This is a genomic window from Vogesella lacus (assembly GCF_979366295.1).
Map to the genome: position 1 here is coordinate 147,187 of NZ_CEETQT010000003.1, position 13,631 is coordinate 160,817.

Consider the following 13,631-nt stretch of genomic DNA (forward strand, 5'->3'; position numbering starts at 1 on the left):
GTTTGTTCCGGCGTATACTCTTGCGCTTTTTTCCTCGCGCATCACCTGCGCAGAATAGGTCTTTACTTGTCAGTTGCTGCTTCCAGCCCAAGTCAGCGCCACCGCTTATTATTCCCGCTGGCACTGGTTTTGTTCGAGTTTTCCGTGTACATCGCCAATGATATGGCGCAGCCCGCCATGCTCAAAGTGGTGGACGAATTTTCTGCCGGCGTGTCCTGGGTACCGCTGGCCATGACCGCCTTCCTGCTGGGCGGTGCATTGCTGTCCTGGCTGACCGGCCCGCTGTCTGACCGTATCGGTCGCCGTCCGGTGCTGCTGGCAGGGGTCGCCTATTTTATCGTGACTTGCCTGGCGACGTATCTGGTCAGCAGTATCGAAGCCTTCATGGTGTTGCGGGTGATGCAGGGCATCGGCCTGTGTTTCATCAATGCCGTCGGTTATGCCGCCGTGCAGGAGGCATTTGAAGACAACAAGGCCGTGCAGGTGACGGCGCTGATGGCGAACGTTGCGCTGATCGCGCCGCTGGTTGGCCCGCTGGCCGGTGCCGCGCTGATCGAGTTTGCGCCTTGGCGCAGCTGCTTCCTCGTCATTGCCGTGCTGGCGCTGTTTGCGCTGATCGGTCTGTGGCGCAGCATGCCGGAGACCGTCAGCAAGACTGCCGTGCGCGAGCCGCTGTCCGGCATGGCAGGGGATTATCGCCGTCTGTTCAGCGATCGCCAGTTTCTGGCCGGCATGATCTGCATGCCGCTGCTGACCATGCCGCTGATGGGCTGGATTGCGCTGTCGCCGGTATTGCTGGTGGAGGAGCTGGGCATGGATATGCGCGGTTATGGCCTGTCGCAGCTGCCGGTGTTTGCCGGCCTGATTGTCGGCAACTTCGTGCTGGCCGGCATGGCCGAACGTTGGCCGCTGGGCCGCAGCGTGCTCTTGGGCATGTGGCCGCTGCTGGGCGGCATGTTGCTGATGTGGCTGGGCCTGAGTCTCGATGATCAGCCGCTGTTTTATCTGCTGGTCGGCATGAGCCTGATGGCGTTTGGCGAGGGCCTGTCTTTTGCCGTGCTGTACCGTTTTGCCTTGATGCGTGGCCAGGCCGGCAAGGGCACGGTATCGGCGGCGATGAGCATGGGCTCGATGGCCGGTTATGCGCTGGGGATCGAGCTGCTGCGTCAGGCTTATATTGCTGGTGGCATGGCGGGCTTTGCGGCCCTGGCGGTATTCACTTCGCTGCTGTTCGTGCTGGTGGCGCGGCCGCAGGTGAAGGGCGAGCTGGCACGGCGCGAGCTGGCTGCCGCAGCAGTCTGAAAAAAAGTCTGCGGCCAACGTTGGCCGCAGGCTTTAATCGCTATAATCACCGGCTCGGGATTGTTTATCAAGGACAGACACTCATGACAAAACGCCAGATTCTGGTTACCAGCGCACTGCCGTATGCCAACGGCGCCATCCACTTGGGTCACATGGTTGAACATATCCAGACCGATGTCTGGGTGCGCTTCCAGAAAATGCGTGGCCACGAGTGCTACTACGTGTGTGCCGATGACACCCACGGCGCGCCCATCATGCTGGCGGCCGAAAAGCAGGGCATCACGCCCGAGCAGTTGATTGCTCGCGTACATACCGAACATACCGCCGACTTTGCCGGTTTCCATATCGGTTACGACAATTACTACAGCACCAACAGCCCGGAAAACAAGGCGTTTGCCGAGCAGGTCTATCTGGCGCTGAAGGCCGATGACAAGATCGCCAGCCGTACCATTCACCAGCTGTTCGACCCGGAAAAGCAGATGTTCCTGCCGGACCGCTTTGTAAAAGGCGACTGTCCGAAGTGCGGCGCGCACGACCAGTACGGCGACAACTGTGAAGTCTGCGGCGCGACCTACAGCCCGACCGAACTGAAAAACCCGCGCTCGGCCGTCTCTGGCGCGACGCCGGTGCTGAAAGAGTCCGAGCATTACTTCTTCCGTCTGGGTGAATGTGCCGACTTCCTCAAGGGCTGGACCAGCGGCAGCAGCGTGCGCGGTGACGGCGTGACCCAGCCGCATCTGCAGGCCGAATCGCTCAACAAGATGAACGAGTGGATCGAAGGCGGCCTGCAGGATTGGGACATCAGCCGCGATGCACCGTATTTCGGTTTCGAGATTCCGGGTGCGCCGGGCAAGTACTTCTATGTGTGGCTGGACGCGCCTATCGGCTATATGGCCAGCTTCAAGAACCTGTGCGACCGCACCGGTATCGACTTCAATGAGTGGTTCAAACCGGACAGCAAGACCGAGATGTACCACTTCATCGGCAAGGACATCCTGTATTTCCACGCGCTGTTCTGGCCTGCCATGCTGCATTACGCCGGACTGCGCGCACCGACTGGCGTGTTCGCCCACGGCTTCCTGACCGTTGATGGCCAGAAGATGTCCAAGTCGCGCGGCACTTTCATCACTGCCAAGTCTTATCTTGACTGCGGTCTGAACCCTGAGTGGATGCGTTATTACATCGCCGCCAAGCTCAATGCCCGTATCGAAGACATGGACCTGAGTCTGGATGACTTTGTTGCGCGCGTGAATTCGGACGTGGTCGGCAAGTTCGTCAACATCGCCAGCCGTGCTGCCGGTTTCATCACCAAGCGTTTCGGTGGTCAGCTTGCGGCCAACGTAGCGGACGAAACCCGCCTGATCGGCAATATCGCCGGCGAAGCCGAGAATATCGCCGCTGCTTACGAAGCGCGCGAATACGCCAAGGCACTGCGCGAAGTGATGGCGATTGCCGACATCGTCAACGGCTATGTTGACGCCAACAAGCCTTGGGAGCTGGCCAAGCTGGAAGGGCAGGAGGCGCGTCTGCATGAGGTGTGCACCGTGCTGATCAATGCCTTCCGTCTGCTGACTATTTATCTGAAACCGGTACTGCCGAAGCTGGCCGAGGGTGTCGAGGCTTTCCTCGATATCGCACCGCTGAAGTGGGCGGATGCCGAAGAGCCACTGTTGGGCCACACCATCAAGCCGTATCAGCACCTGATGCAGCGCGTTGACCCGGCCCTGATCGAAAAACTGATTGAAGCAAACAAGCAATCCATGGAAACACAAGCATCGGCCGCTGCGGCCAACTACGAGCCACTGGCCGAAACCATCAAGATCGACGACTTTGCCAAGCTGGACCTGCGCGTCGGCAAGGTGCTGGCCTGCAACTTTGTCGAAGGTTCCGACAAGCTGCTGCAGTTCACGGTGGATCTTGGTTTCGAGCAGCGCAATATCTTCTCCGGCATCCGTTCCGCTTATCAGGAGCCGGAAAAGCTGGTTGGCCGCAAGGTGATCGTGGTCGCTAACCTGGCCGAGCGCAAGATGCGTTTTGGCGTGTCGCAAGGCATGATCGTGTGCGCCTCTGGTGTGGAAGATGGCGCCGGCCTGTTCCTGCTGGATGCTGACGACGGTGCCCAGCCAGGCATGCGCGTCGGTTAAGTACTGCGCTGCCCCAGTCAAAACAAAAGCCCCGTGGATGCGGGGCTTTTGTTTTGTGCTTCATGGGTCTGTCATCTGTGTTGGTTAATCTGTTATCACACCAAGCGGGAACTTAGTAGTTTTACGGATAGTCAAGAAAGAGTCGCAAGACTATGTTGAAATTTCCTGCCAATGAAGGCAGATTAGTAATCTCGTAAGAAGAATGAAAAAAGGCCAAGATATGCGAATCAATGAATTGCAACCAGGGCAGAGCATCCTGGAAACCACCGACAGCGGCGATGTGATCCGTTTTGAAGTCATCAAGGTGCAGCCCTTGGGCCGCCGTTATGAAGTAACCTTGCGCACAGCTTCCGGGCTTGAGAGCGTGATTTATCCGGGTAATGCTTACGTACAGATTGCAGCCTGAACAAGATATCGCTTGACGTGATTCGTGCTTCACGTTATGATTCATTTCTCTGTCGCGGGATGGAGCAGTCTGGTAGCTCGTCGGGCTCATAACCCGAAGGTCGTAGGTTCAAATCCTGCTCCCGCAACCAAGAATTTAACGCCCAGCAAATTTGCTGGGCGTTTTTCGTTTCTGCACCATTTTTATGGTGTCATGTCTGCTTGGGTTCTGTTTTAAGTCCTTACCCTGATGTCACAGGGAATCTTGCTTTGGTGTGATTCACCGCCCATGATGAATATGAGAAAAATGAAATCATCGGGAGCGCATCATGCCCAATCGTCTGGACAATTTGCACATCCTGGTTGTGGATGATCAGATGCTGGTTCGCAGCCTGCTGACCCAGACACTGAAGGGCATGGGTGTGCCTGTCGAGCATATTCATCATGCGGTAGATGGTGCAACAGCCAAGCGCACCCTTGATGTCAAGCGAATTGATATCGTGCTCTGCGATTTGCAGATGGAACCTATCAATGGCATGGATCTGCTCAAGGAAATCCGTTGTGGCTGCACGATGAATCAGTCGAACATGCCATTCGTGTTTTTGTCTGGCCATTCCGAGCGTCACAATATCCTGCTGGCCGCACAGCTGCATGCTGACGGCTTTGTGATCAAGCCTCCAAAACCTGCCGAGCTGGAAAAAAAGCTGCTGGGCGCGATCAGCTCGCCACGGCCAGAGGCCAATCCCTTCATTTATTATCAGGTCGCAACCGGCACCCCTTATGACGAACACTGGTTTGGCGAACGGATGCGGGCAGCGGCAGCTGCTGTGGATAGTGGAAGCACGCCGAGTCGCGATGTGGTGCTGGCTGATGTGAAGCCGGGTGATGTTCTGGGTGCTGATCTCTACAACCAAAGCGGGCAGTTGTTGCTGCTGCGAGGGGCAGCCATCACGGCGACCCAGCTTAAAGCACTGCGCGAAGCACCGGCCCGATTTGGGGTGACGGTGCTGCAATTGCAGATTCAATCAGATCATCGCGGCATTCCTGTGGGCTAAGTCAGCATGAAGCTACCCTCTGTCCTGGCAAGGATTCGTTTGGGGCGTGCAGTCAATGCCGGCCTGATCGGTATCGGGTTGTTCTGGCTCTTGCTGCTGTTTCTGGTTTTTGGGCGCGATATCGGCGAGTACAGCAAGAGTGAAGAGCTGATCACCCGTGCCGAGCGTTTTCGCCAGTTACAGCGACTGGGGGCGGAGCTGGCGGTCGAGCACTATCAGCTGACGCGCTATCTGTCCGGTGCACCGGGCGTACTGCCTGCATTGAATAGCCAGAAGCAGCGGGTTGATGCGGAGTTCCAGCAATGGCGTGTCAGTCAGCTGGATGGCGAGCAAATGTCGGGCTTGAACGAGCTGGTGTTGGACTTGTCACGAAGACGGCAAGAGGCTGTGCAGAAAAACAGCGAGCGTGGCCAACTCTATGAGTGGCGGCAGTATTATCTGCAACTCTCTTCGGCAATCGAGGCGGAGTTGCGGCGCGAGTACGCGGTAATCCGTTTCAGTCAGGAGTCGGGCGCCCGGGGGCTGGTCAATCTTGGCTGGCAGGCCTGGGGTATCCAGCAGGCCGGACTGTGGCTGGCTAATGGCATTGCGCAGCGTTTTCAGGGCAAGATACCGTTGACGCTGGAAGAGGATGCTTTGTTGCAGCTGAAGCGACGCGAGTTGCCGGCCATGATGGACATGCTGACCAATTCGGTGGCGGCTGCTGCTGATTCGCAAAGCATGGTCAGTGTCAGACAGGCCAATTTCTATTGGCAGCGCATGCTGGACTCGTCAGATGCCCAGCTGAATTTGCGTGTTGGTTCGACCTTTCAACTTGGCGAATCACAATACCAGCAACTGGGCGAGGCAGTGATCAATGCGGCACGGGCACAGTTGTTGCAGCTGCACGAGCAGGAGCGCCAGTCCTGGCACTCTTGGGGGGAGCAGCTAAGCCGTCGGGTCTGGATTTCGCTGGCATTCAGTCTGACTTCCTTGCTGCTTTATGGCTGGTTCTGCTGGCTGATCCTGCAAAGAACCCTGCAGCCACTGCATCGCATGCGCATGCTGCTGGATTCTGCTGCTGATGCCATTCTCACCGTTGATCTCGAGCGCAAGGTGGTTTCTGCCAATCAAGGCGCAGCCCGGTTGTTTGGCTATGAGCGGCGCATGCTGAAGGGCATGCCGATTGGTGAGTTGCTGGTGGTGGATTCGGACAACCCGGACTGGATGGATTGCGGCCGTGGCATGGAAGACCGGCTGCCGGGCCGGATATTGCGGCAGGATGGCAAACTGCTGTTTGCCGATATTGCGATCAGTCTGCTGTCCAATAGTCGCCATGACAATAACCACTATCTGCTGATCGTCCGCAACGAAGAAGACCGGCGCTCTGCCGAGCACTCTCTCGGGCGTACTCTTGGCATGTTGTCTGCCATACATCGGGTCGAGCTGCTGCTGTTCAGCCAGGCCAGTCGTGCGCAGGTATACCGCGAGGTGCTGTCTACCCTGCTCGGTTTTTTGCGGGCCGAGCAGGGGGTGGTGGTAGCGCTGGAACGCAGTCGCGATCGTGGCGGTGCATTCCAGGTGCAGGCGCGCAAGGGTGAGGCAGTGCTGCCGGCCTGGCTTGACAGTTTTATGGCTTCGCCCTTGTCCATCTCGATGCAAAGCGGCCAGAGTCAGGAGATTGTCGAGGAAGATGGCTGGAGCATCATTCCGGTGAATGTGGATGTGCGAACCATGATGGTCGCTGCGGTGCATGGCATCCATATTGACCATCAGCAGCTGAAAGACCTGCAGCCCCTGTTGGCCGCATGCGGCAGCATCGTCAGTTTTTACGCCGAAGAAGACAAGCGCAGAGCATCCGAGCAAAGTCTTCGCGATGTATTGCGGCAGGAAGAGGCGCTGTATCACGCTTCGCCGGTCGGCATGCTGCGGCTTTCTGTCGATAACGTAGTACAGAAAGGTAATCCGGCGGCATCGGCACTATTTGCGATCGGGTTGGCGAGCATGCAGGGCATGCGCTTGCCGGCGTTATTGCATAGTGATCAGGCTTGGCAGGCCTTGTCCGAATCACTTGGCCGGATGCGGGCCGATGGTGGGGCTCTGCGACTGGAGTGCGAATGTCGTTCGGCGGCAGGAGAACCATTGTGGATACTGTTTGCCGGGCAGCAGCTTTTTGCCTCGCAAAAAGACAGCGATGTGATTCTGGCCTGTATCGACATTACGGATAGGCGCAAGGCAGAGGCTGCAACGCGGCTGGCCAGCGAGCAGGCGGCTGCGGCCAGGGGCCAGCTGCTTGGTGCGATCGAGGCACTGGATGAGGCCTTTGTCTACTTTGATGACGAAGACAAGCTGGTGTTGTGTAACCGGCGTTACCTTGAGCTGCTTGGTGCCACGGACGCGCAAGCGCTGCAGGGGCAGGATTTTCTCAGCCTGCTTGAGCAGTCCTGTCAGGCAGGCGAGTCCCCGGAGACGGGGTTTGATCGCGAGCGCTGGCTGGCGGAGCGTTTGCGTAGACACCGAGAAGGCATTTCGCCGTTTTCGGTGCAGATCGGCATGCGCTGGTATCAGGTCAGTGACCATGCGATGCCTGGTGGCGGTTCAGTGATGATTTTTTCGGACATCACCGGCTTGAAGCAACAGGAGCAAGACCTGCTGCAGGCGAGAGATCTGGCCGAGCAGGCCAATCATGCCAAGAGTGCATTCCTTGCGACCATGAGTCACGAGATCCGCACGCCGATGAATGGTGTGCTGGGCATGCTGGAATTGCTGTCCCTGACCCGGCTGGATAGCGGGCAGCGCGATACCTTGCATACCATTCAGGACTCGGCCAAGACCCTGTTGCGGCTGATCGACGATATTCTTGACTTTTCCAAGATCGAAGCCGGCCGGATGGATATCCTGCCAGAGCCTGTCGATGTGGCGGAGCTGCTGGACAAGGTTGTGCAGCTGTATCGCGAGATGGCGGACCGCAAGGCCTTGTCGTTTGACTTGCAGATAGACGAGGCCTTGTCGCCGGCCTTGTCGGTTGATCCTTTGCGTCTGCGGCAGATTCTGAACAACTTCTGCAATAATGCGATCAAGTTTACCCATGGAGGGGGCATCCGGCTGGCCGTAACCGTGCTGGAGGATGGTGCCTACTGGCAGCGTGTGCAGTTTGATGTTGAAGATAGCGGCATCGGCATTTCGCGCGAGAACCTGGCCAGATTGTTCGAGCCGTTTACCCAGGCCGAGAGTTCGACGGCGCGCAAGTTTGGCGGTACCGGCCTCGGTCTGGCCATCTGTCGTCGTCTGGCTACGCTGATGGATGGTGATATCGCGATATCGAGTGAAGAGGGTATCGGCACGCGGATATCGCTGGTGCTGAAGCTGGGCAAGGCTGACCGGTTGCTGGTCAGCAAGCCGGCAGCGTTGCGAGAAGTGTCCGAGGTGGTGCCGGCAGGCCAGCAAATGGCCGCCATCGCACCAATCCTGTTTGTCGAAGACAACCCGACCAATCGCAAACTGACGCTCAAGCAACTTGAGTTGCTTGGCTATCCGGTGATTGCTACCGGCAATGGTGTCGAGGCGCTGGAGCAATGGCATAAAAGCGAGTTTTCGCTGATTCTGACTGACTGCCATATGCCGGTGATGGATGGTTATGAGCTGGCGCGGACGCTGCGCTACTACGAGTCGATCGTGTTTGACTCGGGTCATATTCCCATCATTGCCTGCACTGCCAATGCCGATATGGAAGAAATGGAAAAAACCCGTGCGGCGGGCATGGATGATTTCATGACCAAGCCATTAAGCTTGGCGGCTTTGCGCAGCATGCTGGAGAAGTGGTTGCCAAGTGCCACAGAACCCGTTGTGCCGGCTGGGCGAGTCGTCACGGTGTCCGAGGCGGTCGAGGTGCCAGCCTTGGCTGTGCAGGTCGCGGCAAAGGATACTTTGATTGATGCCATGCAGCCGGTTGATCGTTCGGTGCTGGAGGTTTACAGCAATGGCGACTGGGCGATGGAGCGAGGCATTCTGGATGAGTTCATGCAGGGCAATGACGAGGATGTCGGGCAGTTGGCCGCAGCCATCGAGGCGGAGGAGCTGCAGCAGATCGTCAAGTTTGCCCATCGTGTGAAGGGTGCCAGCCGGATGGTCGGGGCCAATATGCTGGGTGATGCTGCCGAAATTCTCGAGCGGGCGGCCAAGGATGGCGACTTGCCACAAATCCGGACCGAGTGGCCGGGCTTCGTCCAGACGCTCGAAGTGCTCAAGTTCTGGCTATCCACCCAGCCGGCGGTCTGAGGCCTGCGGCCAACCTTGTCCGCGGGCGTCTGGATTACTTGTTACTGATGGCGGCGACGGCGGCCTCAATCTGTTCGCGAGCAGTGGCAATCGCCTGCTGACGGGATTCGGCACCCATGGCCACGGCCTCGGCGCGGATGAAGTTCACATCGCTGATGCCGAGGAAGCCCAGCACGGTGCGCAGGTAATCTTCCTGGAAGTCCATGGTCTGGCCCTGTTCGTTGCTGTAGACGCCGCCGCGTGCCGACAGTACGAATACCTTTTTGCCACCAGCCAGGCCGACCGGGCCATTCTCGGTGTACTTGAAGGTGCGGCCGGCGACAGCCACGCGGTCGATCCAGGCCTTCAGCTGGCTTGGAATGCTGAAGTTGTACATCGGGGCGGCAATCAGCAGGATCTCGCTTTCCAGCAATTCATCAATCAATTGTTCGCTGCGTGCGCGTTCTTTGCGCTGCAGCTCGCTCCAGTCACTTTCCGGAATAAAGCTGGCAGTCAGGATCTCGTCAGACAGATGCGGGATCTCGTCGCGTACCAGATCGTGGTAAATCACGCTGGTAGCGCCAAAAGTCTGTTGCAGCGCATCGCGCATGGCATTGCCCAGTTCTTTGCTGACGGAGTTGTTGCCGAGGATGCTGGAGTCGAGGTGCAGGATTTTCATGTGACGTTCCTTATTCAGGGTTGGCCGCATGTCCGCGGCGTTGAGGTAAAGATAAATTGTTCGCGGCTGTATCACTAGATGGCTAAAATCGGATTAATTGTTCTACTGGTGGGATAATCATGCAGGCAGACCTCAATGACATGCTGTATTTCGCTCGGGTGGTCGAGTTCGGCGGCTTCAATGCCGCCAGTCGCCAGCTCGGCATTCCCAAGTCTCGACTGTCACGCCGGGTAGCCGGTCTTGAGCAGCGTTTGGGGGTACGGCTATTGCAGCGCACGACGCGCAAGCTCGCGCTGACAGCAGCAGGGGCGCAGTATCTGCAGCATTGCCAGGCGATGCTGGAAGAGGCGCAGGCGGCAGAGGAGGTGGTGGCGCGCATGGTGGCTGCGCCGCGAGGCCTTGTGCGAGTCAGCTGTCCCGAGTTATTGGCCAAGTTGTTGCTGGCGCCTTTGCTGCCGCGTTTCATGCAGCAGTACCCCGAAGTCCGTCTGGCATTGGAGGTTACCGGCCGTCGGGTGGATCTGGTTGAAGAGGGCATCGATATTGCACTGCGTGTGAGGCAGCAGCTGGATGACAATGCCAGCGAGATTGCCCGTCCTTTGTCGCGAACCACCTCGGTACTGGTGGCCAGCGCGGATTTTCTGGCTGCCCGCCCGGTTGCCTCGCTGGCGGCCCTGGCGAATGTGCCGGCGCTGGTGATGAGCCGGCCGGATGGCAAGGGCCTGTGGCAATTACAGGATGAAGTCGGCCAGCTGCACGTGATCCAGATCGAGCAGCCGGTATTGATGACGGATGATCTGCTGGTATTGCTGCAGGCGGCGATTGCCGGCTGCGGTGTGGCGGTGTTGCCGGAAATGGTCTGCCGCCAAGCCTTGAAGCATGGTTTGCTGCAGCAGTTGTTGCCCGGTTTTTCTGCGCCAGGTGGCACATTGTATGCCTGCTATATTGGCCGCCGCCATCTGGTGCCCGGGGTGCGGGCCGTGATCGATTTTCTGCTGGAGACTGTGCAGGATCAGCTGGAGGAGGCGAGTGTCGCGCCGCTTGCCTGTATCGAGCGCCAATAGCACGGGCCAGGGCTTGTCAGCGAGTTGGCTCACGGGTACAACATCTGCTGTTCCCATTTTTACCCGAGGCGTCACAATGAATCCGGCCGATGCACGTTCTGCTGCCATAACTCTTGCTGCCCGTCGCCTGAGCGGCAGTCAGGGGCCCTTGCTGTCAGGTGCGCAGGCACCGGCCAGCCTTGCCGAGGCACTGGAAATCCAGAAGCAGGTATCTGCCGTGCTGAACGACGGCATTGGTGGCTGGAAATGCGGCTTGCCAGCCGAAGGCAAGCAGGTGTTGGCCCCCATCTATACCAGCATGGTGCATCATCGTTCGCCATGTCCGGTGTGGTTGCGCAACGGTGTGGCACGGGTCGAGCCGGAACTTGCCTTTGTTTTTGACGAAGGCCTGCCTGTGCGTCGCAGCAGCTATCAGCCTGCTGATGTGCAGGCCGCCATTACTCGTGTGCATGTCGCACTGGAGTTGATCGACAGCCGTTTCGAGCCAGCCGCCGAACCGACCTTCTTGCAAAGTCTGGCGGATGGTCTTGTGAATCAGGGTTTGTTACTGGGGCCGGAGATTGCGCCGGCGCAGGCATTTGACTGTGTGCAATTGCCCTTGCAGCTGGCGTTTGACGGGCAGTCGCGGCAGTTTGCCGGAGTGCATCCGGCGGGGGGGCCTCTATTGCCGCTTTACTGGCTGATCAGCCATCTGGCCGAACGTGGCGAAGCCATCCTGCCGGGGCAGGCGATCATTACCGGTTCATATGCCGGCGTTATCGAGGTGCCAGCCGGGCAGCCACTACAGTGGCAGTTTGGCGAGCTGGCCAGCTGGAACTGTGAATTGCAACCACGCTGATTTGGCTGGCAGTGTGGCGCGCTAGCCGCGCTTGAGATCGCGTGATTGCCTGGGAGCTCAGGCATTTTTGCCGATGAGACATCGAAAATGGCCGCTATGCGTAGCGGCCATTATTGCGATGGGTGGTGCGTTTTCCTTATCTTCTTGCCTGGATATTCCATAGTGGGTCAGCTTGTGCCAAGGCATGGTGGCTTATAACTATGCAGTGCTTTAAATATCGTAAAATTATATAAAATTTCGTATTTACTTCGTTGAGTAATATGGATACGATCTCCAATAGCTGATTGACACAAAGGAACATTTAATGTTCAATTGTGATCAACATTTGATTGACGCCGATTTGAAAACAGCTTGCGGGCGTAAAACAGCTAAAGCGTGAAATTGTTCTTCACAAAACAATTTCTGGATTTTCAAAAGTGAAAATCTTGCCAAAGCAGCCCGCCAAGCAAACCGGCGGGCTTTTTGCTTTTGGAGTCCGGAATGATTCACCTGAAAAACGTGCACAAGCGCTTCAAGCGCCCCGAAGGCGGCTGGTTTGATGCCGTGCGTGACACGACCTTGCACATTCGCGCTGGCGAAATTTTTGGCCTGATCGGCTTTTCCGGTGCGGGCAAGTCCACCTTGCTGCGCCTGATCAATCTGCTGGAGCGGCCGGATAGCGGTGTGGTCGAGGTGGATGGCAAGAATCTGACCGCGCTGACTGCCAGCGAGCTGCGTCAGGCTCGCCAGAACATCGGTATGGTGTTCCAGCAGTTCAACCTGATGGCCAACCGTACCGTTGCGGCCAACATTGCCTTCCCGCTGGAGATCGCCGGCTGGTCGCGTCAGGATATCGACAAGCGCGTCGCCGAATGCCTGGAAATCGTCGGCCTGTCCGATCGTGCCCAGCATTATCCGGCCCAGCTGTCGGGCGGCCAGAAGCAGCGTGTCGGCATCGCCCGCGCACTGGCTCCGCGTCCGCATGTGATTCTGGCCGATGAGCCGACCTCGGCGCTCGACCCGAAAACCACCCAATCCATTCTCGATTGCCTGCAGGACATCAATGCCCGTTTCGGCGTCACTGTCGTCATCGTGACCCACGAAATGCATGTCGTGCGTTCGATCTGCCACCGAGCGGCCTTGCTGGATGCCGGTGAAGTGGTCGAATTGCTGGAAGTCGAAGCGCGTCAGGTCAGCGCCAAGTCCGATCTGGCCAAATCCCTGCTGGAGGCCGCGTAATGGAAGAACTGACTTTGGCTCAGGCACTGAGCAATCTGCATGATCTGGCGCCGGAAATCTGGCAGGCCAGCAAGGAAACCGGCCTGATGCTGGGCATCGGTCTGACCGTGGCGATTCTGGTCGGCGGCCCCTTGGGCATCCTGCTGTACCTGACCCAGCCGGGCCAACTGTTCGCCAACCGTATCGTCAATGGCGTGCTGGGCTGGTTCGTCAATCTGGTGCGTTCCTTCCCCTTCATCATCCTGATGGTGTCGCTGGTGCCGCTGACCCGCATCATTGTCGGCTCCACCATTGGTCCGGTCGCTGCGGCGGTGCCGCTGTCGTTTGCCGCGATTCCATACTTTGCCCGTCTGGTCGAGCAGACCCTGCGTGAGATTCCGCGTGGCGTGGTCGAGGCAGCCGAGGCGATGGGTGCGAGTCCGGCGCAGATTATCTGGAAAGTCTTGCTGGGCGAGGCGCGTGCCGGCCTGATTTCCAGCCTGACGATTCTGACCATCAGCTTCCTCAGCTATTCGGCGGTGGCTGGTGTGGTCGGTGGTGGCGGTATTGGTGACCTGGCCATCCGTTACGGTTACTACCGCTTCCAGACCGAAGTCATGGTGGCGATGGTGCTGTTGCTGGTCGTCATCGTGCAGATCATCCAGCTGGCGGGCAATTATCTGGCGACCCGTCTGGACAAGCGTTAAGTCATTCATTTCATTGTGGTATGCC

10 protein-coding genes and 1 tRNA gene are annotated in these 13,631 nt (G+C 58.0%); 10 read left to right on the forward strand and 1 reads right to left on the reverse strand.

From position 1 onward, the window contains the following. Positions 1 to 129 precede the first annotated feature (129 nt). From ACZ9W6_RS04765 to ACZ9W6_RS04790, 6 genes are all read left to right on the forward strand, one after another. The gene (locus ACZ9W6_RS04765; RefSeq protein WP_465189936.1) at positions 130 to 1,302 is read left to right on the forward strand and encodes an MFS transporter; all 1,173 of its coding nucleotides are present in this window, start codon (positions 130 to 132) and stop codon (positions 1,300 to 1,302) included. Positions 1,303 to 1,385: 83 nt separating this feature from the next. Then, positions 1,386 to 3,446: a methionine--tRNA ligase gene (gene metG / locus ACZ9W6_RS04770; RefSeq protein ID WP_465189937.1), complete on the forward strand. Its 2,061-nt coding sequence runs from the start codon at positions 1,386 to 1,388 to the stop codon at positions 3,444 to 3,446. 220 nt (positions 3,447 to 3,666) lie between these two features. Further along, the gene (locus ACZ9W6_RS04775) at positions 3,667 to 3,852 is read left to right on the forward strand and encodes a hypothetical protein (RefSeq protein ID WP_465189938.1); all 186 of its coding nucleotides are present in this window, start codon (positions 3,667 to 3,669) and stop codon (positions 3,850 to 3,852) included. Between the two features lie 53 nt (positions 3,853 to 3,905). Further along, positions 3,906 to 3,982: transfer RNA gene (locus ACZ9W6_RS04780), tRNA-Met, on the forward strand. A 177-nt stretch (positions 3,983 to 4,159) separates the two neighbouring features. Further along, the gene (locus tag ACZ9W6_RS04785) at positions 4,160 to 4,885 is read left to right on the forward strand and encodes a response regulator (RefSeq protein ID WP_465189939.1); all 726 of its coding nucleotides are present in this window, start codon (positions 4,160 to 4,162) and stop codon (positions 4,883 to 4,885) included. Between the two features lie 39 nt (positions 4,886 to 4,924). Then, positions 4,925 to 9,142 (forward strand): ATP-binding protein, encoded by a 4,218-nt coding sequence (locus ACZ9W6_RS04790; protein ID WP_465189940.1) that lies wholly within the window; start codon positions 4,925 to 4,927, stop codon positions 9,140 to 9,142. A gap of 34 nt (positions 9,143 to 9,176) precedes the next feature. Here ACZ9W6_RS04790 and ACZ9W6_RS04795 read toward each other — a convergent pair whose 3' ends face one another. Further along, on the reverse strand, positions 9,177 to 9,800 hold the full coding sequence (locus ACZ9W6_RS04795) for an FMN-dependent NADH-azoreductase (protein ID WP_465189941.1): 624 nt from the start codon (positions 9,798 to 9,800) through the stop codon (positions 9,177 to 9,179). Positions 9,801 to 9,919: 119 nt separating this feature from the next. Here ACZ9W6_RS04795 and ACZ9W6_RS04800 point away from each other — a divergent pair, with 119 nt between their 5' ends. The 4 genes from ACZ9W6_RS04800 to ACZ9W6_RS04815 all read left to right on the forward strand — a co-directional run bounded on the left by ACZ9W6_RS04800 (position 9,920) and on the right by ACZ9W6_RS04815 (position 13,606). Continuing rightward, positions 9,920 to 10,864: a LysR substrate-binding domain-containing protein gene (locus tag ACZ9W6_RS04800; RefSeq protein ID WP_465189942.1), complete on the forward strand. Its 945-nt coding sequence runs from the start codon at positions 9,920 to 9,922 to the stop codon at positions 10,862 to 10,864. Between the two features lie 76 nt (positions 10,865 to 10,940). Beyond that, positions 10,941 to 11,702 (forward strand): hypothetical protein, encoded by a 762-nt coding sequence (locus ACZ9W6_RS04805; RefSeq protein WP_465189943.1) that lies wholly within the window; start codon positions 10,941 to 10,943, stop codon positions 11,700 to 11,702. Positions 11,703 to 12,182: 480 nt separating this feature from the next. Then, positions 12,183 to 12,920: a methionine ABC transporter ATP-binding protein gene (locus ACZ9W6_RS04810; protein WP_465189944.1), complete on the forward strand. Its 738-nt coding sequence runs from the start codon at positions 12,183 to 12,185 to the stop codon at positions 12,918 to 12,920. Then, entirely contained in the window at positions 12,920 to 13,606 is a 687-nt protein-coding gene (locus ACZ9W6_RS04815; RefSeq protein WP_465189945.1) for a methionine ABC transporter permease, read from the forward strand. The genes ACZ9W6_RS04810 and ACZ9W6_RS04815 overlap by 1 nt, the downstream gene beginning before the upstream one ends. The last annotated feature ends 25 nt before the right edge of the window (positions 13,607 to 13,631 follow it).